Annotated in this window: 21 protein-coding genes; all 21 read right to left on the bottom strand. The window is 49.0% G+C overall.

What is annotated here, in order from left to right; translation table 11 throughout:
• Nucleotides 1–126: 126 nt before the first annotated feature.
• The gene (locus P364_RS0130220; RefSeq protein ID WP_029881414.1) at nt 127–330 is read right to left on the bottom strand and encodes a helix-turn-helix domain-containing protein; all 204 of its coding nucleotides are present in this window, start codon (nt 328–330) and stop codon (nt 127–129) included.
• Nucleotides 282–830, bottom strand: a complete 549-nt coding sequence (gene folK / locus P364_RS0130215; protein ID WP_024633743.1) for a 2-amino-4-hydroxy-6-hydroxymethyldihydropteridine diphosphokinase — start codon at nt 828–830, stop codon at nt 282–284. The genes P364_RS0130220 and folK overlap by 49 nt, the downstream gene beginning before the upstream one ends.
• Nucleotides 831–839: 9 nt before the next feature.
• On the bottom strand, nt 840–1,202 hold the full coding sequence (gene folB, locus P364_RS0130210) for a dihydroneopterin aldolase (RefSeq protein WP_024633742.1): 363 nt from the start codon (nt 1,200–1,202) through the stop codon (nt 840–842).
• Nucleotides 1,203–1,305: 103 nt separating this feature from the next.
• On the bottom strand, nt 1,306–2,169 hold the full coding sequence (folP, locus tag P364_RS0130205) for a dihydropteroate synthase (RefSeq protein ID WP_024633741.1): 864 nt from the start codon (nt 2,167–2,169) through the stop codon (nt 1,306–1,308).
• The gene (locus P364_RS0130200) at nt 2,166–3,050 is read right to left on the bottom strand and encodes an aminotransferase class IV (RefSeq protein ID WP_024633740.1); all 885 of its coding nucleotides are present in this window, start codon (nt 3,048–3,050) and stop codon (nt 2,166–2,168) included. The genes folP and P364_RS0130200 overlap by 4 nt, the downstream gene beginning before the upstream one ends.
• 2 nt (nt 3,051–3,052) lie before the next feature.
• Complete coding sequence (gene pabA / locus P364_RS0130195) at nt 3,053–3,628, bottom strand: aminodeoxychorismate/anthranilate synthase component II (protein WP_024633739.1); 576 nt, start codon at nt 3,626–3,628, stop codon at nt 3,053–3,055.
• 48 nt (nt 3,629–3,676) lie between these two features.
• Nucleotides 3,677–5,248: an anthranilate synthase component I family protein gene (locus tag P364_RS0130190; RefSeq protein ID WP_024633738.1), complete on the bottom strand. Its 1,572-nt coding sequence runs from the start codon at nt 5,246–5,248 to the stop codon at nt 3,677–3,679.
• Complete coding sequence (locus tag P364_RS38540; RefSeq protein ID WP_256984815.1) at nt 5,245–5,376, bottom strand: hypothetical protein; 132 nt, start codon at nt 5,374–5,376, stop codon at nt 5,245–5,247. The genes P364_RS0130190 and P364_RS38540 overlap by 4 nt, the downstream gene beginning before the upstream one ends.
• Nucleotides 5,377–5,388: 12 nt before the next feature.
• The gene (cysK, locus tag P364_RS0130180) at nt 5,389–6,327 is read right to left on the bottom strand and encodes a cysteine synthase A (RefSeq protein WP_024633737.1); all 939 of its coding nucleotides are present in this window, start codon (nt 6,325–6,327) and stop codon (nt 5,389–5,391) included.
• Between the two features lie 339 nt (nt 6,328–6,666).
• Nucleotides 6,667–7,617: a peptidyl-prolyl cis-trans isomerase gene (locus P364_RS0130175; RefSeq protein ID WP_024633736.1), complete on the bottom strand. Its 951-nt coding sequence runs from the start codon at nt 7,615–7,617 to the stop codon at nt 6,667–6,669.
• A gap of 24 nt (nt 7,618–7,641) precedes the next feature.
• Complete coding sequence (gene hslO, locus P364_RS0130170; protein WP_024633735.1) at nt 7,642–8,532, bottom strand: Hsp33 family molecular chaperone HslO; 891 nt, start codon at nt 8,530–8,532, stop codon at nt 7,642–7,644.
• Nucleotides 8,533–8,627: 95 nt separating this feature from the next.
• Complete coding sequence (locus tag P364_RS0130165; RefSeq protein ID WP_024633734.1) at nt 8,628–9,398, bottom strand: type III pantothenate kinase; 771 nt, start codon at nt 9,396–9,398, stop codon at nt 8,628–8,630.
• A 6-nt stretch (nt 9,399–9,404) separates the two neighbouring features.
• Nucleotides 9,405–10,271, bottom strand: coding sequence for a carboxylating nicotinate-nucleotide diphosphorylase (gene nadC, locus P364_RS0130160; RefSeq protein ID WP_024633733.1), 867 nt, complete (start codon nt 10,269–10,271; stop codon nt 9,405–9,407).
• The gene (nadB, locus tag P364_RS0130155; RefSeq protein ID WP_024633732.1) at nt 10,268–11,887 is read right to left on the bottom strand and encodes an L-aspartate oxidase; all 1,620 of its coding nucleotides are present in this window, start codon (nt 11,885–11,887) and stop codon (nt 10,268–10,270) included. The genes nadC and nadB overlap by 4 nt, the downstream gene beginning before the upstream one ends.
• 36 nt (nt 11,888–11,923) lie before the next feature.
• Nucleotides 11,924–12,862: a quinolinate synthase NadA gene (nadA, locus tag P364_RS0130150; protein WP_024633731.1), complete on the bottom strand. Its 939-nt coding sequence runs from the start codon at nt 12,860–12,862 to the stop codon at nt 11,924–11,926.
• A 297-nt stretch (nt 12,863–13,159) separates the two neighbouring features.
• Nucleotides 13,160–15,205, bottom strand: coding sequence for an ATP-dependent zinc metalloprotease FtsH (gene ftsH, locus P364_RS0130145; protein WP_024633730.1), 2,046 nt, complete (start codon nt 15,203–15,205; stop codon nt 13,160–13,162).
• Between the two features lie 101 nt (nt 15,206–15,306).
• Complete coding sequence (hpt, locus tag P364_RS0130140; RefSeq protein WP_024633729.1) at nt 15,307–15,846, bottom strand: hypoxanthine phosphoribosyltransferase; 540 nt, start codon at nt 15,844–15,846, stop codon at nt 15,307–15,309.
• 53 nt (nt 15,847–15,899) lie between these two features.
• On the bottom strand, nt 15,900–17,339 hold the full coding sequence (gene tilS / locus P364_RS0130135) for a tRNA lysidine(34) synthetase TilS (RefSeq protein WP_024633728.1): 1,440 nt from the start codon (nt 17,337–17,339) through the stop codon (nt 15,900–15,902).
• 44 nt (nt 17,340–17,383) lie between these two features.
• Entirely contained in the window at nt 17,384–18,331 is a 948-nt protein-coding gene (locus tag P364_RS0130130; protein ID WP_024633727.1) for a serine/threonine protein kinase, read from the bottom strand.
• Nucleotides 18,315–19,067 (bottom strand): VWA domain-containing protein, encoded by a 753-nt coding sequence (locus P364_RS0130125; RefSeq protein WP_024633726.1) that lies wholly within the window; start codon nt 19,065–19,067, stop codon nt 18,315–18,317. The genes P364_RS0130130 and P364_RS0130125 overlap by 17 nt, the downstream gene beginning before the upstream one ends.
• A gap of 85 nt (nt 19,068–19,152) precedes the next feature.
• Nucleotides 19,153–21,660 carry a stage II sporulation protein E gene (spoIIE, locus tag P364_RS0130120; protein WP_024633725.1) on the bottom strand — a complete coding sequence of 836 codons (2,508 nt, stop codon included), beginning with the start codon at nt 21,658–21,660 and terminating at the stop codon, nt 19,153–19,155.
• Nucleotides 21,661–21,741: the final 81 nt, after the last annotated feature.

Raw genomic sequence — 21,741 nt, 5'->3', positions numbered from 1 at the left:
CCACTCCTTTTTAAATCCGACTTTTGTATGAATCCTGGTTGTGTTTAGTTTCTTAATGCTTCTTGCTGTATAAAGTATAAAATCAACGAATGATGACGATGTTTTCTTGTTAGTAAAAAAACGGCGCTAACTTCCCTGTAATTCCTCAATGCTAATCGATAGTACCCCTGCAATAAGATTAAGCTCCCGTTCTGCTACTTTACGGTTGCCTCGCTCAATCATACCCAGAATGGCCAGCGATATGCCCGTCTCGGCAGCTAGCTCCTGTTGTGTTAAACCTTTCAGCTTCCGGAAAGCCCGGATTCGATTGGCCAATTGCACGTTTTCCAAAGCTGTATTCCATCCTTTCCATCCAGTACAGACAACGATGATTGTACAAAGGTATACAAACCTGAATGCTCATCTTCGGTTACGATGTCAGCCAGTGGCACCAATACAAATGCCCGTTCACCCATCCGTGGATGCGGCAATTGCAGCCGTTCGGTATCACTCGTCTCTCCATCCATCCAAAGCAGATCCAAATCGACTGTACGAGGGCCCCAACGGATATCACGAACCCGTCCAAGCCGTGTTTCAATATCCAGCAGTTCCGTGAGCAGCTGCTCCGGCAAAAGTGTAGTCTGTACCGCAGTTGCCATATTCAGAAACGCTGGCTGGTCCACATAACCTACCGGTTCCGTCTCATACAGTGCAGAACAGCGCAGGACGGATATATGAGGATGTGCATCCAGCAACGTTAACGCCTCAAGCAGCGTCTGTTCCCGGTCACCCAAATTAGCCCCTAAAGCAATATAAGCCTCTGAAGATTCAGAGGTCGAATGTGCAATCATGATCGGTTCTCACTTTCTTGTGCGGCGAAGCTCTACAGTTACGCCCCCAAAATGAATATCGAACGGCGGATGCGGCTTCGTCACCTTGACTGTCAATGCATTGATAATAGTATAAGTGTCTAGTAAAGAAGATGCAATATGTTCGCCCAAAGCTTCAATTAACTGGAATGATTTATGTTCAACGATCTGTTTCACCAGCTCATGGATTTCTGCATAATTGATGGTTTTGGACAAATCATCGTTACGCCCAGCCTCACCCAGATCCATATCGATCTCCAAATCAATATAATAACGCGCCCCCAGCTTCCGTTCCTCGGCAAATACGCCGTGATATCCGTAATACTCCATTCGATGCAATACCATTCGATCCATAAGTTCCGCCTGCCCTCTATATATAATGAAATCATGGTTGGATATTTCGTTCCCATTGCAAAACGCTGCGCTTCTACTGAACGGGTCACCGGACCCGTCAGCATCATTTCCTCCGCAAGCCTGGAGATGCATACAGCATGGCATCACACATGTCCACCGTGCGCCGCATCGGCTTCACATCATGAACCCGAACCATCTGGCAGCCTTGCGCTATGCCAAAGGCAACCGTAGCAGCTGTACCTTCCAGCGCATCATTCGCCTGCACCTGTAAGGTGTTCTGGATGAACCTTTTACGCGAGGTTGCCAGCAGAACGGGATACCCCATCTCATTGAGCAACCCAAGCGATGACATGAGCGCCAGATTTTCGTTCAGATCCTTCACAAATCCAATGCCCGGGTCCAAAATAATCTGGTCGGGATGTACTCCAGCCTCCAGCGCAATCTGTACACTCTCCTGAAGATCACGAACCACATCATTCAAATAATTCGTGTAGTCTCGTTCTTGCCGATTGTGCATCAGGATCAAAGGACATCCCAGTTCTGCGGCAGTGCGTGCCATCTTCGGGTCAGCCTTGGCTCCCCAGACATCATTGATGATGTGCGCTCCAGCCTGAACGGCCTGACGAGCTACTTCTGCTTTATAGGTGTCTACCGATATTGGGATATGTGGAGCCTGCTCCCGCAACGCTTCGATGACCGGTATGATCCGACTGAGCTCTTCTTCCGCGCCAACGACCTCTGAGCCTGGACGGGTGGACTCTCCTCCGATATCAATGAGATCCGCGCCGTCCTCCATCATCTGTATGGCGTGAGTTACCGCTCGCTCCACATTGGTATAATGTCCCCCATCCGAGAAGGAGTCTGGTGTGACATTCAGAATGCCCATAATAAGTGTCCGTGTACCAAGTTTGAGCTCTGCTGGCCCCCACGCATAATTCCGTTCATAGATGACTGGTGTAAGTGTCATGAAGTATACCCCGCTTTCTGCCGGTACATACCCAGAAGCGCTTCTGTAACCGGGCCTATGTGTCCGCTGCTTATTACCGTTTCTGTACCATCCTGATCCCGCAACGTCGTAACCGGAACGAGTTCAGCAACAGAGCCTGTCAAAAAGATTTCATCTGCCTGTAGCAGTTCCCCCCAAGGGAACAAGCCTTCTTGGCAAAGCATTCCTTGCTGAGCTGCAAGCTCCAGTACAACGGCTCTGGTGATTCCCGGCAAAATGCCGGTCGCAAGTGCTGGTGTGTAGAGTACGCCCTGTCTCACCCAGAACACATTGCTGACAATCCCCTCAGCTACATGCCCATCTCGGGTTAATTGCAGCCCTTCCGCATGTTGCACATGCTGTCCGTATCCGTTCAGTTCACGTTTCGCCAGAATACTGTTCATGTAATGCAGCGATTTGAACCGCACTTCTCCTTCAGGCGTGTTACGGGGTGTCAACAGACGTTGAAGCATTTTTCCATTTTCGTATAGGGATGGGGAGGGTTCAGGTAGTGCTTTTGCCAATACGATATGATTGGGTTTTACATAATCCCCCGAAGGTAATCCCAGCGGGGCTTCACCCGCAGATACCGTATAGCGGACATAAGCATCCTGGAGTTCGTTAGCAAGCAACAGGTCACTAATCCAGTCCGTTACCTCCGCTGCTGTTGCTGTGAAAGGAATGCCCAATTCACGACACCCTGAAGCCATCCGCTCCAAATGACGTTCCAGCAGAAAGGGAACTCCCTGATACGTCCGAAACGTCTCGAACAATCCGAGTCCGTACAAAAAGCCGTGATCCGTCACCGGAACCACGGCTGCCGCCATATTGACCAAGTCTCCGTTTATCGCGGCATATTTCATCTCTATACTTTTACCTGCTGAGACAGGAAGTTACGCAGCATTTGATGACCGTGATCCGTAATGATGGATTCGGGATGGAACTGAACACCTTCAATCGCATATTCCTTGTGACGCAAGCCCATAATCTCGCCTTCCGCCGTCTCGGCTGTAATCTCCAGACAGTCTGGCAGACTGCTGCGCTCGACGATTAGAGAGTGATAACGCGTTGCCGTAAACGGTGATGGTAATCCGCTAAATACGGATGTTCCGTTATGATGCATTTCGGATGTTTTGCCATGCATCATGCGGTCCGCACGAATAACATTGCCTCCGAACGCCTGTCCAATCGCCTGATGTCCCAGACAAACGCCAAAGATCGGAATGCTGCCCTTGAAATGATCAATGACCGCCAGACTGATGCCTGCCTCATTCGGCGTACAAGGACCGGGTGAGATCAAAATATGATCAGGCGCCAAGGCCTCAATGCCTGCCAGATCAATCTCATCATTGCGGCGAACTTCCACCGTCTCCCCAAGTTCACCCAGATATTGAACCAGGTTGTATGTGAAGGAATCATAATTGTCGATAACCAGTATCATATCTTTGCTCCTCCTGTTCTTCCGTCCACACAGGGAACGGTTGCTTAATTATTTTATTTTAACAGCTTCAGCTTCTTCACTGTAATTCACAGCTCGCATCATGGCCCTTGCCTTGTTGCGGCACTCCCTGTATTCCCGATATGGATCAGAATCAATAACAATGCCTGCTCCTGCCTGTACATACCCCATACCGTCCTTAATGGAAAGCGTGCGAATGACGATGTTCAACTCCATGTTCCCACTGTAATCCATCCACCCAATCGAACCTGTATACGGTCCGCGGCGCACAGGCTCCAGTTCCTCAATGATTTCCATGGTTCGAACTTTGGGTGCACCCGTAATTGTTCCACCGGGGAATGTCGCTGCAATCACATCAAATACAGAAAGTCCGTCGGCCAGCGTTCCCTCCACCTGAGACACCAGATGCATGACATGCGAATACTTCTCGATCGTCATCAGTTCCGGCACATGGACCGATCCATAGGCCGCAATTCGTCCGATATCATTCCGCTCCAGATCGACCAGCATAATATGCTCTGCCCGCTCCTTCTCACTGTTCAGCATCTCGGCGGCCATCAACTCATCCTCAGCTTCATCACGCCCTCTTCTCCGTGTGCCTGCGATCGGACGTGCGCTCACCTTGCCATGATCGACTTTGACGAGCAACTCGGGCGAACCGCTCACCAATTGGAAATCAGGACTCCGCAGCATTCCCATGTAGGGAGATGGATTCACAAGTCGAAGCCACTCATAGATGTGTTCGGGACTGGACTTCAGAAGCTTCTCCTGCCGCAGGGACAGGTTCACCTGAAAGACATCCCCTTGCCGGATATATTCCTGCACGGTACGTACTGCCTGCTCAAAATCTTCTTTCGGAAAAGAAGTATGCCACCCTTCGGTTTCTCGCTCCGAGTCCGCTGTCAGTGGAGTACGATGGATCTGACTGTTGCGATGCTCCAGTGCCTGCTGTTGATCTTCTGCCTGCGCAAATCCCAGAATAAGCAGCCAGCGCTGCTGCATGGCTGCTGCTCGCTCTTCTGCTTCCGTGTAAAGTCTGCGCAGATCGGCCTCCGTCTGATTTGGCTGCACAGGCATGTGCACCATACAGAACAAGGCCTGCTGCTCATGATCATATGCCCACACTTCTTCAAAACGCATCCACCAATAATCTGGCAGAGCCGGATTATCTTCAGCCAAGGTCGGCAGCTTCTCGAGGGATCTGGCTACGTCATAACTTAGATACCCTGCACAACCACCGCCAAAGTCTGGGGCACCGCTCACCTTTGGTGCGCTGTATGGCGCAGCCCATCTTTTTAATACTTCAAGAGGCTTACCCTTGTCTGTCGACGTGGATCCCTCTTTCAGATCGTGAATAACAGCTTCATTTCCTTTGCCGGAAATAACGGATACAGGGTGTAATCCAAGGAAGGTGTACCTGCCGCCCTTGCCGTTCTCCAGCACCATTGCATAAGGGGATGCCTGCTGCCAGGCCCCTTCCCACGTTAACGGTAAACCGCCATGATACGGCCCCTTATCCGACTTGATCATGTAAGGCATCATGGTCCAGCCTTGTCCTGCCCATTCGGTCCAGTCGGCGTATGTTGTCATCAGGTGTGTCATTGCGGTTTGCCGCCTCCATCTGTCGCTAGTTCTATTGTCTGATAGTATACTAAAGCACCGCTGCTTTTAAAAGCATTCAGCAAAAAATCCTCCACACCCGGCATGCGGGCAAGGAGGATTTGTTTCATCTCTTGTTAATCTTAAGATTCGAAGTTGTAAAGTGGTGTGCTCAGGTAACGTTCGCCGTTACTTGGTACGATAACCACAACACGTTTGCCTGCACCCAGCTGTTTAGCCACTTGCAGACCTGCACGAATGGCTGCACCGGAAGAAATACCGGATAGGATACCCTCTTCCTTCGCTACCTGACGAGCAGTCTCGAATGCATCATCATTTTCAATGTGAATGATTTCGTCATAGATTTCCTGATCCAGAATCTCAGGGATAAAGTTGGCACCAATCCCCTGGATTTTGTGAGGACCTGGTTTACCGCCTGCCAAGATTGGGGAAGCTGCTGGCTCAACAGCAACAATTTTAATCTCAGGGAAGGCTTCTTTCAACACTTCACCTGTACCTGTAATCGTTCCGCCTGTACCAATTCCTGCGATGAAAGCATCCAACGTACCGCCTACAGATTGAATTGCTTCAACAATCTCAGGGCCAGTCGTTTCACGGTGAATTTTCACGTTGGCTTTATTTTTAAATTGCTCAGCCATGAAATAGGATGGATTTTCCTTAAGCAATTCCTCTGCTTTTTTAACTGCACCATTCATACCTTCGGCTCCCGGTGTGAGCACAAGCTCAGCTCCGTAGGCGCGAAGCAAGTTACGACGCTCCATGCTCATCGTTTCTGGCATAACAATAACAGACTTGTAGCCTTTGGCTGCAGCCACCATAGCCAGTCCAATTCCGGTGTTACCACTTGTTGCTTCGATGATGGTATCACCTGGTTTCAGCTTGCCTTCTTTTTCCGCTTCTTCCACGATGCTAATCGCGATACGGTCTTTCACGCTTGAACCTGGATTCTGGTATTCCAATTTCACGAACACTTCAGCACTACCTTCAGGTACAATACGGTTCAGACGAACAAGCGGAGTACCTCCGATAAGTTCTGTTACGTTATTAACTACTTTAGCCATATGAATGCCCTCCTTAGTGGGATGAATACTACTTAAGTCCTGTTGCCATATACATGTGCGGCCGAGCAGCCTCTAGATGTTATAAAAGAACTACGGAAATCCGTTATTGGGTCTATTCCGTCTACAACAAACCGGACAGGGCCTGAGGTTTCCGAAGATTTCTTTGTTCATATAAATCGTTTTATTCCGAGTAAACGAGTAGGTATTTGATTATTTTTATCTTATCAACGTTATACCCTATTGTCAATATGAGTACTCAAAAAAATACTCTGCCCTGGGCCCTAAGGCCGTAGACAGAGTATTTTTATCACGATGCAGCAATACGTGCGCTTGCAGGATTCAGGATGCTGGAATCTCAGCGATGACGACAGCTTCATACTTGTTGCGCAGCCTTTCCTCCACCTGGGGCAGCGGATCAGCCTGGCTCAGAGCCAGCTGCATCCGAATCTCTTCGCGGACCTCTTCTGCAGGTTGCACCTGACGCTCTTGTTTGTCGTTCACTTTAATGATGGCGTAGCCCTCTTCCACCTTCACTGGTCCTGCAACATCGCCAACGTCCAGTTGAGCGGCAAGTTTGAGAATTTCTTCGGACTGGAACGGATCATTCTGCTCAATCCAGCCCAGCCGCCCGCCCGCATCGCGAGAATAGCTGTCCGTCGATTCACTGCGTGCAGTTTCTTCAAAGTCTGCTCCCTTGTCGAGCTCATCCAGTACCGATTCTGCTTGTTCCTCTTCCTTCAACACAATGATAGACAGATCGTATTTCTCCGGTGAAACATAGTCTTCATGGTGTTCGTTCCAATAACGCTCGATATCTGCATCCTTGATCTGGATACCGCTTGTGGCAATTTTCTCAAGCAGAAGTCGGTATCCCGCCTCCAACTCAAGATCCTGCCTGGATAAACCGAGCTGGGACTGCATTTCGTCAAAATAAGCCTTCTCCGAGTCATATCCATCCATGGCTGCAGCAATTTCTTTCGCAATTTCCTTGGGACTTACCGTCAGATTACGGTCCACCGCTTCTGCATAGACAGCTTTGCGGTTGAGCATCTGGAGCAGCAATTCACTGCCATAACGCCGTTTCAAGGCTTCAGTCCATTCCTTGTCCGTGATGACCTCGCCATTAATTGTTGCTACAGCACTTCCATCTTCCTGATTGGCATCCTGAGGGGAATCTGCCCCATCACGTCCAGTCCGCAACCCTTGCACAATCATAACCGAACCCATCACCAGCATTCCAAGCGTCAAGACAATTACAGCCGTCCATAACCCTTTTTCCTGTCTTGTCATTCCGCGTCCCGTCCCCGCATAGAATCAGTTCTTGGCTTGCTCTAGAATGGTCTCAAGTTGTTCCTTGTTAAAATCGTAAGCTTCGTTACAGAATTGGCAGACCACTTCAGCCTGGCCTTCTTCCTCAATCAATTGTTCCATTTCCGATTGACCCAGACTGATCAACGTTTTCTCTACCCGCTCACGTGAACACTCACAGTGGAAATGAATATCCATTTCGTCCATGATCTGTACATCCGGCAGTACGCGGCGAAGTAACTCCTCCAGTCCATGTCCCTCATCCAGCAGCGATGTTACCTGCGGCATTGTACCGATGGCCTTTTCAATCACGGTAATCTCATCATCCATCAAACCTGGCAGCAGCTGAACAATGAATCCACCGGCTACAATCACCGAATTGTCGGTATCCACCAGTACGCCAACACCTACGGCAGAAGGCGTCTGCTCCGATTTGGCAAAATAGTACGTAAAGTCTTCACCAAGTTCTCCCGAAATAATCGGTACACTGCCGCGATAAGGCTCTTTCAGCCCCAGATCCTTGGTTACGTTCACGAATCCTTCTGTTCCGACCGCGCCAGCAACGTCCAGTTTGCCCATACTATTGCTCGGCAGATGGACATGCGGATTGCTTACATAGCCACGTACTTCACCCTTCGCATTAGCATCGGCAACAACCTGTCCAATGGGACCATCGCCTTTGACCTGAATAGTCAGCTTCTCTTCTCCCTTAAGCATAGCACCCATAATGGCTGCTGCTGTAACCGTACGCCCCATAGCAGCTGTAGCCGTGGGAAACGTATCATGTCTTCTGCGCAGTTCCTCAACCAGTTCCGTCGTCTGCACAGCAAAGGCTCTAACTCGTCCATTCATTGCTGTACCGCGAATTAACCGGTCTTGCTTGTTGTTGTTTTCCAAGTCATTCAGCCTCCTTTGGCGTAATTGCCAGTTATAGAAAAAACGGCATAACATATACGACTGTATTCCCAGCCCGCTGTTTGCCGTCTCTGTTCTTACCTTTCCCGGTTCCGCTCATAAACGATACGCAGCCCTTCAAGCGTAAGCAGCGGATCCACTTCATCGATGCTGCGTGTTTCTTCTGCAATCAGCTTGGCAAGGCCTCCGGTTGCAATGACTCTGGGTTTGGCTCCCATTTCCTCGCGAATACGCTCCACAATGCCGTCCACCTGTCCTGCATAACCATAAATAATGCCGGCCTGCATGGCATGAATGGTGTTGCGACCAATAACTTTCTTGGGCTTCTCCAGTTCAATGCGAGGCAGTTTGGATGCTCGTTCATAGAGCGCTTCGGTTGCGATATGGATGCCGGGTACAATAGCCCCGCCCAGATAATTTCCTTTCTCGTCAATACAGTCAAATGTGGTCGCTGTACCGAAATCGACTACAACGAGAGGGCCGCCATACTTCTCGACGGCTGCTACTGCATTAACAATGCGATCCGCGCCAACTTCACGCGGATTCTCATACCGCAGGTTCAGGCCGGTTCTTATACCAGGCCCAACGAGTAACGGTTTTTTGCCTACGTATTTCTCACACATGGCTTCAATCACATTCACCAGTGGCGGAACCACCGATGAGATGATCACACCTTCAATGTCGCGTGTTGAAATACCCGACATATGAAATAAATTATAAATCAATACGCCGTATTCATCCACTGTCGACTGACGGGATGTGCTCAGGCGAAAATGGTGGAGCAACTCTCGGCCCTGATACACGCCGAGGACGATGTTGCTGTTGCCCACGTCTACCACAAGAATCAAAGAGGTTCACCCCTCTTTCTTTTCGTTTAAATCCAGGCTGATATCCAGGCTCTCAAAAGAGTAGGTTAACCTGCCAACTGAAATTACATCCACTCCGCTCTCAGCAATACCACGAATGGTATTTAGCGAGACGTTGCCCGATGCCTCAACCTTCACATGCGGAGCCTGCTCACGAATAAGAGCAACAGCCTCACGCATCCGATCTGGGTGCATGTTATCCAGCATAATGATATCTGCTCCAGCCTGCAAGGCTTCTCTGACCTGTTCCAGGTTTTCGGTCTCCACTTCAATGGTCATCGTATGAGGAATGACGGCTCGTGCACGCTGTACTGCTTCGGTAATCCCGCCTGCACCCTTAATGTGGTTATCTTTAATCATGACCGCATCATAGAGGCCGAATCGATGATTTGCTCCGCCACCAACCCGCACTGCATATTTTTCAAGCAAGCGGTGTCCCGGTGTTGTTTTACGAGTGTCGACCAGTCGTGTAGAAAGGCCTTCCAACGCATCCACATAAGTACGTGTGCGGGTAGCGACACCCGACATGCGCTGCAGCAGGTTAAGAGCCAAGCGCTCTCCTGTAAGCAAGCTATGTGTGCTGCCTTCTACCTCAGCCAATATCGTACCATGCGTAACTGTATCACCGTCTTTTACCATCGGTGTGAACACAAGGCTGGGATCCACTACCTGAAACACAAGTTCTGCTACCGTAATTCCTGCAATGATCCCATTGTCTTTGGCATGTATAACAGCTTTGGACTGACTGCCAGCGGGAATCGTCACACTTGTGGTAACATCCCCTGCACCGACATCCTCACGAAGCCAGTTTTTGATTGATACGATGAGTCCTTCATTATATCCGTTCAGTATCATGACATCAATTCCTCCACAATCGCTTGTTCTCGCTGCTGCAGACTATGCTTCTGCCACACGGCATCGTCACGCTGCGGGAAATCCTCACGGTAGTGGGCTCCCCGACTTTCCTCACGGTGTAATGCTCCCGTGGTAACCAACCAGGCACAGGTCAACAGGTTGGCATATTCCATCTCTTCTTTGTGAGTAAACTTCTGATCAAAAAAATGCAATTCCTGTTGCAGTTTCTCCAACGCTCCTTGCAGGTTTGCGCCATTCCGGCGCAGCCCCACCTGACGCACCATCATTTTTTGCAGACGCAAGCGTCTTTCGGACACCGGGTTCTGCTCTTCCTGTATTCCCCTGCGAATGCTTGTTGATGTGGGAACCCTTGTATGCAGTGAAGCAAGCGGAGGAAGGGATTGAATACGATCAACGATTCTCCGTCCAAATACAATTGCTTCGGACAGAGAGTTACTCGCCAGCCGATTAGCTCCATGTACTCCTGTAGAAGATACTTCCCCACAGGCAAATAACCTGCCGATGCTGCTCTCTCCGCTAAGATCCGTCTTCACTCCGCCCATCATGTAATGTGCAGCAGGTGCGACTGGAATCCAGTCTGTTGTCATATCCAGCCCATAACGCATGCAAGTCTCATAGATGGTAGGAAACCGATGTTTAATCATCTCTGTCGGCTCATGAGTGATATCAAGATATACAAATGTACTGTTCGTCGATTCCATTTCACTGACGATAGCCCGGGCTACGATATCACGGGGTGCCAGTTCAAGCTGTGCATGATACCGTTCCATGAAGCGCTCGCCTTTCACATTACGCAAATAGGCTCCTTCGCCACGTACAGCCTCGGACACCAGGAAACGTGGTGCCCCTGGATAACAAAGGGAGGTGGGGTGGAACTGAATAAACTCCATGTCCCGGACAACTGCTCCGGCACGATAGGCCATCGCCACACCATCTGCAGTGGCCACTTCCGGATTAGTCGTGTATCGATACAATTGCCCAGCCCCGCCAGAGCATAGTACGGTTGCCTCTGCCTTCACAAATACTTGCGAACCATCAGCCTTCTGAACCAACGCACCTATACATTCTCCCTGCTCTGTAATCAGGTCAATGACAAAATGCTCATCCCACACTTCAACTCCAGGGTGTTCATTCGCCTGTGCAGCCAGCGCACGTACAATCTCATATCCCGTTGCATCCCCATTGGCATGCAAAATACGGCGGTGGCTGTGCGCACCCTCCTGCGTCAACGCCAACTCGCCGTTCTCCAGATCAAACAAAGTACCCAGACGAATCAGTTCCTTCACTCCGTCCGGGCCCTCGTTCACCAATGCTTCTACTGCTTCGGAGCGGCATAATCCCGCTCCTGCAACAAGTGTATCCTGCAAATGGTAGGCAGGTGAATCATCCTCAGCAATAACCGCAGCAATGCCCCCCTGCGCATACCGGGTGTTACTTTCCAGTAACGACTTCTTCGTGATCATCAATACACTGCGTTGCTCGCTCGCCTTGATCGCAGTAAACAAACCAGCAATGCCTGAACCAATAACCAGCACATCCGTCTCCACCATCGGCAGCGCGGACAGATCAAAATCCACTAAATATTGCGGTATCATGTTATTTCACCTGTCTTGGAGCAAGAGTAGCGCATGCTACTTCACCAGTAACATGCGCTCTAGTGATTCTCTGGCTTTGTCGGCAACGGCTGGTGGCACGTAAATTTGCGGCTTCATCGTTTCCAGACATTTAACCAGCTTTTTCAAGTTGTTAACCTTCATGTTCGGACATACGAGGAACTTGGTAGCAAAGTGGAATTGTTTATCCGGGCTATCCAGACGCAGCTGGTATCCTGTACCATCTTCGGTGCCTACGATAAATTCCTTAGCGGACGAATTCTTACAATATTCCAGAATGGCGGTTGTACTACCTACGAAATCACCCATCTCGACAACTTCAGGACGACATTCCGGGTGAACAACGAACTCGGCATTAGGATGCTTCGCTCTCATCTCAACCACGTCTTTGACTGTCAGCATATCGTGGGTATTGCAGTAACCTTCCCAGATAATCATTTTCTTGTCTGTATGTTGTTGCACATAATGTCCCAGATTTTTATCTGGCACCCAGATGATTTCATCGGAATCAACAGATTGAATGACTCTGACAGCATTGGCCGATGTACAACAGATGTCGGTCTCTGCCTTGATCTCAGCTGAGGAATTGATGTACGTTACAACTTTGGCATTCGGGTGCTGTGCTTTCAATTTACGTAAGCCTTCAACGTTCACCATGTCTGCCATCGGGCAGCCTGCACGCTCGTCAGGGATAATCACTGTTTTGTTAGGAGCAAGAATTTTAGCGCTTTCACCCATAAAATGAACCCCACAGAAAACGATAACATCCGCATCGGTTTGAGCTGCCTTCTGAGCCAACAGGAATGAATCCCCCCGGAAGTCAGCGACCTCCTGCACCTCGTCACGTTGATAATAATGGGCTAGAATAATGGCATTCCGTTCCTTCTTCAACTCCATCAGCCGCTCGCGCAGCTCCCGGTTCATCTCAGCCTTGCGCTCTAAAGCCAGAGCTTCCACCTGTGATCCTCTCCTTATCGGGACAGCCTCATACGCTGTTTCATATGGCAAATCCAAGTCGTTATTTTCGCTTGAGAAACGAATCACAAGCGGTTTAACACCTAATGTACACAACGTTCACGACTCTGTCAATAAATGAAAACGCCCCAGAACAAGGGCATAACCGCCCATTTCCTACGTAGTACGCCCTAAAGCTCCCGGTTATCATTATCTCTACAATTTGAATTAATCCATAAAAAAAGAGAGCCCGCGGGCTCTCTTTGTCAGCTGTCACTATAGACAGATGGTTGTTATAAATTAAGATGTTGGCTTCGTCCCACCATCATCCGGGTCATTGCTGCTTCCTTTGTCCAGATTCGGAGCTTCGTTAGGAATATCTCCGGCTGGTGGTTCAGGCGTTTCATCTTTGCCTTGGATACGGACGCGCACATCACCGATGTTGTCGATGATCGCCTCTCCGCCTTCACTAGGCGTACCTTCTCCATCGTTGCTGTTCTCTTCTTTTGGAGTCAGGGAACCTGTTTCGATCAATTGCTTGATCTGATCCATTTCCAATGTCTCCACTTCCAGCAACGTTTGAGCGATCAGATGTACTTCTTTTGAATGTTTGACAAGCAAATCTTTACACTTCTCATAACATTCATTAATGAAGCGTTGCATTTCCTGATCGATCTCGTAAGCAATGGAATCCGAGTAATTCTGTTCGTGACCGATATCACGACCCAGGAATACCTGTCCCTGCGAACTACCGAACTGCATAGGTCCCAGCTTCTCACTCATACCGTACTCCATAACCATGCTACGGACAATACCCGTCGCTTGTTGGAAGTCACTGTATGCACCCGTACCGATTTCACCGATAAACAGTTCTTCGGAAACACGGCCGCCAAGGAGTCCAGTAATTTTGTCCAGCAATTCTTGCTTGGTAACAAGCATACGATCTTCTTTTGGCAACATGATTACATATCCACCCGCACGTCCGCGCGGAATAATGGTAACTTTATGTACCATATCGGCATGTTCCAGGAAGTAACCTACAATGGTATGGCCTGCTTCATGATAAGCAACAATACGTTTCTCGCGGTCACTGATAACACGGCTTTTCTTCTCCGTACCAACGATGACACGGTCGATCGCCTCGTCAACTTCTTTCATGGAAATATCTCTACGATTACGACGTGCCGCAATCAATGCCGCTTCATTCAGGAGATTTTCCAAATCTGCACCGGAGAATCCCGTAGTACGCTTCGCAATGATGTCCAGCTTCACATCTTTGGTAAGTGGCTTGTTGCGTGAGTGTACTTTCAGAACGGCTTCACGACCTCTCACGTCAGGGCGATCAACCGTAATTTGACGGTCAAAACGGCCTGGACGCAGCAAGGCAGGGTCCAGAATGTCTGCACGGTTCGTAGCTGCAACGATGATAATACCTTCATTGGCTCCGAAACCATCCATTTCAACGAGCAACTGGTTGAGTGTTTGTTCACGTTCGTCGTGACCACCACCAAGACCAGCACCACGCTGACGTCCTACAGCATCAATTTCATCGATAAAGATGATACATGGGGCGTTTTTCTTCGCATTTTCAAACAAGTCACGTACACGAGATGCACCGACACCGACAAACATTTCAACGAAGTCAGAACCGGAAATGCTGAAGAATGGTACACCTGCTTCACCGGCAACAGCACGAGCGAGCAAGGTTTTACCTGTACCCGGAGGACCTACAAGCAATACGCCTTTAGGAATTCGTGCACCTACTGCTGCGAATTTACGAGGATCCTTGAGGAAGTCCACGACTTCAACAAGCTCCTGCTTCTCTTCGTCAGCACCCGCAACATCTTCAAACGTAATCCGTTTCTTCTCTTCGTTATAAAGACGGGCACGGCTTTTACCAAAGTTCATTACTTTACCGCCGCCGCCTTGAGCCTGATTAAACAGGAAGAAGAACAGCAGGAACATAATGATCAAAGGAATAAAGGAAGTCAGCAACGTCAACCAGATGCTGTCACCTTTCATAGGTTCCTGATGATATTGGAATTTGTTTGTTTCGCTTGCAACTACAAGCTCACTAATTGCCTCATCCGTAGGAGGAATATACGTTGAGAAATTTTCTGATTTGGCTCCGTCAGGCTTCTCCCTGTATTGACCGGTCACGAGGTACGTCTGACCGTTGAATTGAACCGTCAATTCAGAGATGTTATTGGCCTTGATCGCCGTGCGCAACTGATCATATCTAGGATTATCGGTGGCTTCGCCGCCATTGCTGACGAACTGGACTATCCCCACCACAACTAAAAAAAGAATCAAATAAAAACCAGAATTCCGGATGAACCGATTCATCCCCTACCTCCTCTCGAGACACTTTAATTATTTTAACATAGCCCGACATAGCTTCTCAACAGAAGCCACCAACAGATATGGGCTTGGAACTAGCTTTAGCATTAGTTACTGTAAACTTCCGGTTTCAGAATCCCGATATAAGGGAGGTTCCGGTACTTCTCGGCATAATCGAGGCCGTAACCAACGATGAATGCATCCGGAATGTCAAAGCCGGTGTAATGGGCTTCAAGTTCGACTTTGCGACCTGAAGGCTTGTCAAATAGCGTAACCACACGGACGGATTCAGCGCCGCGGTTCTGCAAGAGTTCGATCAGATAACTGAGCGTGAGTCCACTATCAATAATGTCCTCTACAATTAGAACTTCGCGTCCCTCAACGGATTCATCCAGATCCTTAATGATTTTAACCACGCCAGATGATTTGGTGGAAGCGCCATAGCTCGATACTGCCATGAAATCCATCTCAACAGGTACCGTAATGTTTTTAACCAAATCAGCCATAAATATAAACGCACCCTTGAGCACACAAATGACCAAAGGATTGCGATTTGCATATTCGGCACTTATTGTTGCGCCTAATTCCTTGATTTTACTCTGAATTTCTTCTTCACTGATCAATACTTCCTGAATGTCGTTCTGCAACTGTGCGAACCTCCTAAGTTATACATATGAAAGCCTTACCTGAACCATAACCACTACCCCTGAATCGCTGAATCGCCTACAGTCATGTACAGGATTGCGGAAGTATCCTCCCTGACAGGAGCTACACTAGACCGGCGAACACCCGGTAACCAGATGATATTGCCTGCTCCATCACATACCACGGGAACCCGTGAACGGACAGAAGGGGGAATTTTCTCATCGATGAAAATATTTTTCACCTTTTTGCTTCCGTTTAATCCCATCACTTTCATGGTATCTCCAGGTAACCGTGAACGCACAACCAGCGGCATAAGCAGTTGATCCGCATCAAATGCGGCATGATTCGCCGATTCCGGTACATGATAGTCCTCGGGACTCATCGGAACGAGCCGAACATGCCGGTCGATTTCCGCGAGAGAAAGCTCATAAGTTCCGCTCCATTGAGCAAGACGATATTCGTAAGATTGATCCTGTACGTCAGTCCGTATGCCGAAAGAAATCAGATCATACTCCCGGGTGCAGGCGAGTGTCTGTCCTATATCCAGGCTCCAGGTCGTCGCATCAGGCTGAATAACCTTGCGGCGAATGGTTTCAATACGGGTAAAGTCGACAAAATCACTGTCCAAAGGCAGATAATTCAATATTAGTTTAATCAACCTTCGTTGTAAAGCGACATGTAACTTCAAAAAGGAAGGCACCTCAAAGGTTAGCCTTCCGCCGTTCGCCTGCACTAGACACCTGTATGCGTCATATGCACCTTGTTCCATGAAATCGTCTTCATCACCCACAATTTCGGCAAGTCGATTCAAAGACGGCGTCAACTGTCCATTATATTGCCCCAAAAAAGGAAGCACATCCAAGCGAATGGCATTACGCCGATATTTACGCAGGGAATTGCTTTCATCATTAAAATACAGAAAACCCTGGTTATTACAAGCTTCTACAAGGTCTGTCTTGTTTATACGAAGGCATGGACGAATAAGTTCCACATTTTTTTCTCGCCTTTTAAACTTCATTCCCGCGAGACCGGAAAGACCACTACCACGCAGCAAATGGAGCATCACGGTTTCTGCCTGATCATCGGCATGATGGGCCAGTGCAATGCTCGCCGCATCATATTTGGCTGCCACTTCATGCAAAAACGCATATCGCTTGTTGCGCGCAGCCTCTTGAGGACCTTGACCGGTAAGCTTCATATAAGAAGGTACATCGGCCTTCACCCATTCAAAGGCAATGCCAAGCCGGTGTGCAAGTTCCTTCATCATCTCGGCTTCATGATCGGATTCACTCCGAAACCCATGATGTACATGGGCGCAAATCAATTCCAGCGGGACATGCCTGATACTGATCTCATGCATGATATGCAAAAAAGCTACCGAGTCCGGCCCGCCCGATACTGCGACGACAATCCGATCCCCGGGAACCCATAACTGATGCTCTTCCGCTGCATCCAGCACGTTATTCACCAGCTTGTTCCAGCGTAAAGCCTCCATACCTGTTCCTCATTCCTTACGTTATGTATATGCACGCTCACAGGTCAGAATCGCAGTGCATAGATGAGTACCCCAATAAGTAATATAACGGATACAGCAAATGCATTTTTGAGCCAACGCGGTGTAGTACTTTTGGAACGGCGACGAAGAGGAGAAGGGCGTGCCATCATCTCTTTCCAGACTTTAGCCGCGTGTCCCGCATCCTGAAACTGACCTCGTAATGCCTGAATGGTCCAGTTTCGAAATGGACGCAGGCGTTCGCTGCGCTCCACGAGGGCTGTGAGCTGGTTCACACTTCGAAGTTGTGGTAATCCTTCTGCAGCCAGCGCTTTGAGTGCATCGGCTTCAAGTACATGAATGAGTAATAACGCAAAAGCAAACACATCATAGGTTCCATCTGCTGTCCGGCTACCGGCATTCCAGAATCCGCGATCATACCATTCCGTGAACTGCTTAACGCTCCGGCCAATTGAAGTCACTCCACCATAGTCGATAAGCTCTACCTGCCCATAATCGGATACCAGTACATTTTGGGGTTTAAGATCGCCAAATACCCATCCAGCCTGATGCAATTGAGCCAGCTTCTGCAAGAGTCTGAGCCCAACCAGAAGTGTCCAGTCCGTTCCCTGTCGCCGAATAAAGTGGTGCAGAGACTCCCCCCGAACGTAACGCATCACATAAAAGGGAATGTCACGACCACGAATGGCGTAGTCATCCACATCTTTCAGATAGGAAGGAATACCGCTCTGCCGAAGGGCCTCATGATTACGCTGTAATTGAAAAGATTTGAGCACATTAATTTCCGATTGCAAATCTACAGGGTCAAATCCCATTTTAAGCGCATAATGTTTGCCATTTTCACCCCGCTGGACAAGAAAAACGATGCCGTTGGCTCCTTTGCCCAGCAGCTTCCGAATCGTATAACGGCTGCGATTCCATTTCCCTGTTATGACTGTTCCTGGCGGGAAAGAGGCGTCAGACAACGTTGTCACCGAGCATCCCTTCTCTTTCAATGCGATAGTTCCCTTCTATTTCCTGCTGTCCCTCCAGTGTACCATAACGGTAAAAATCAATCACCCTTTGAATCGCAGGACCTGTCGGCGTCGCTCCCTTCATTTGCAAACGTCCAAATAGCGAACGAACACGGCTCAGATCAACTGTCCAGTCGATATCCATGACAGCTTCTTCTCCGCTATGTCGTCCAGGAAAATGAAAGACGGAAAGATGGCTCTGACCCATACGTGCCTGCAAGCTAAGCATTAAATCCCGAATTCCTTCCTCCACAGCAGCCAGCTTCGGCTTCATACTGGCACTTACGTCAATGAGAAGCACGACTTGAAGTGGTGTTGTCTCGGCCATATCATCCATCACTTCAACGACCTGCGCACGTTTTGCCGGTTCAAGGTCTGTTACCGTTTTCGGCTCGTATTCTCCCAAAATTTGTGTTAATTCTCTATTAACCGCCTGTTGAATGGTCTGAACCACCGTTTTTCTTGTCATCATCTGCATCGTATGAGCAAGCTGTCTTGTGCCTACGATCTGACTGATTCCACCTCCGGCTTTGGCAATATCCTCGATCTCCCGACTGCCCAACTCACCAATAGTTCCATAATCAATAACACCGACCACGTTGACCGTAATTCCCTCTTCCCGCGCTTCCGCAGCAGCCAGAACTGGGCTTGTGCCTACATTGGAACAACCGTCGGTGATCAACAAGATTTGTTTCATCCGATATCCCTCCGTTTTGGGTTACTCTCCAACTCTATGACTAGCATTGCCAGAATGAAGAGACTTCAAACAGAGGAATATGCAATTAACTGACGGTGCGCGGACGTTCCATCCGGCTTATTCCAGGTACTCTCAATGTGGCCCACTCCGGGCGATAATGTTCTATTTTGCCTACAATTACAGTCATATCATCATAGATCTCATGCTGCTGATAACGAATAACACTTTCAAGCAGGCAGTCTGCTACCTCCTGAGGATCATCGCTATCAATTTCCTGAATGAGCCGCTTCATCCATAACTCTTTATTGACGGCATATCCCGGCGCGTCATAGATGCCATCAGTCATCATAATTAAAACATCCCCTGGCTGAAGCTGTACGGTTACCAGATCCACCTCAATATCTTTGATAATTCCAATCGGCAGATTGCTTGCCGAAACCTGGATAACCTCCTGCCCCCGTTTAATAAAACTTGGAGTCGAGCCGATTTTCATAAATGTGGTCTCTGCCGTATATTCATCGATCAGAGCCATATCGACCGTTGCATACATTTCTTCAGGAGAACGCAGCAGCAGAACGGAATTCACCGATTTGATCGCCAGCTTCTCATCCATGCCCGACTGTAACAACTGCTCCAGTATATTTAGCGCAGCACTGCTCTCCATCCGTGCCCGTTCCCCATTGCCCATGCCATCGCTAAGCGCAACCGCAAATGTACCATTGCCGAGTTCAACCGTACTGAAGCTGTCCCCGGACATCACATCTCCCCCTTTGGCAGCAGCAGCAACACCCGTTGTTATTTCAAACGTTTTGGCAGATCCAAAGGTGACTGTCGCCAGCCCCTGGCGAGGATCGAGCATCGTCTCATTCAAGACGGCAATATGCTCGTCCAGTACATCCGAGATCAGCGGAGCAATCATTTTCCGGCATTCGTCAAATCCGCGTGTATACGCATGAACAATCTCAATCTCCACATTCCCCGCTTCCAGATTAATGATTTCAATAGAATGTATGGACAGACCCAACGATTCAAGCGCATCCCGAATCTGTTCCTCCTGCTGCACCATCTCATCACTTTCCCGTTGAATTTCTTTCGCCAGGTCCTCCATCACCTGGGATACTCCTGATAATTGCTCTGCAACCAGCTGTCGACTATCTATAATCTGACGTTTCCATTGCATGTTATGTTGATGCAGACCATACTGGGCGCGCATCACTTCAAGTACCTCCTCCGGTTTCGCACATACCCTGTTCCATTCCACCGGAATCTGCTTGCCTGACATCTCCGGGTTGGCTTCAATGGAACTCATCACATCCGTCATATATTTATAGGTTTGAATAAACTTCGCATCCCAGCATTGGGCCTTCTTAAAGCAACCCGAACATGTCCCTTCGGCTACGGCATTCATGAAATGCTCCATCCCGCCTTCGTTCTGTACCGGCTCCCCCGCGCCGGACATCTGATCGAAGCTGCGTGACAGCTGACGGAATACCTGCGAGAAGCGGGTAACCCGTTCTGCGGTGACATCCCGTATTCTCTTCGCATATTCATGCTGCGATTTTGTGTGATCCTGTGTACCAGGAACATATTTGGATATGGCCGTCAGCATGCTTTTTGGCGTCAGCATAAACAGAACGATGGCTGCACACGTTTCCCATAAGGAGTTCATGACATCTCCCGGACCACCCAGATAGATGGATAGAATGGAGGAACCCAGCAGCATACCTAACGCGACCGCAGCACGTTTCCCCTCCCGGAGCATACCCGCAAGCATGCCTGCAAAAGCAAGCAGACTCATCTGATATACCGCCGACATGTCGGCCAAACTCAGAATGAGGCCAGTAATGACCCCAACCGAGGCTCCCAGGGGGGCTCCGCCCACCAGGGCAAAGATCAGAATGAGATACCGGGAGAGCATATGCTCGACGGACAGGGACTGAATCGTCCAGCCCACGGCTCCCGTCATCACGGAGGCCAGCAAGATGATTAGACAGAGGATCTCCTCGTTCTTTAGGTTGAATTTTTTTTTGCGATACGTGAAGATCGGTATGGCTTGTATGAAAACCAGGGTGAGCACGAAGCTGAGTATGGAATCCATGGTCAGCATCAGCATCGCGTACCAGCTGAAAGACGGCCCTATCACGACGGCGAATAACTTGACCATAAAAGTAGTCGTAAACACCATCGTTGGCGCATAAGATAATTCAGCGCGGTCATAAGACTCCAGTCCTCTGAACAACAGATAGAAGATGGCGATCTCCGAAGCAACAATCAGTGGAACTGGAAACGGGGCAAAGAGACTGCCTGCCAGCAGCGCGGCACCTACCGGAATAATGTAATCCCTGCGCATGAAGGCTATTACCGCAAAGTAAGCAATCGCAAAGGGCGATAATTCATTCAGAATCATGGCCTTGCCCAGCAAAAATCCCATAAAGGTGAGAAGCAGCACCCATTTACGTGCAGCAACGATCTGGACAGCCTTGCGGGAGCTAATCCACTGCTTAAGACGTACTGACAGCTCCTCCCGAGCTTCCGTACCTCCTTTACCAGCTTTCATTCCCGGAAATTGAATGACATTCCACTTTTCCATCATCCTCAAGGCACCCCATTCGATTAATTTAATTTTCGTGTTTCGTTCTCGATGGTTCTGATTATAGATAGAATAGAAGACGTA

It is taken from the genome of Paenibacillus sp. MAEPY2, assembly GCF_000499205.1.
Lineage (GTDB): Bacteria > Bacillota > Bacilli > Paenibacillales > Paenibacillaceae > Paenibacillus > Paenibacillus vandeheii.
Note: the sequence above shows the minus strand (reverse complement) of the source record. Positions and strands in the feature narration are given on the sequence as shown.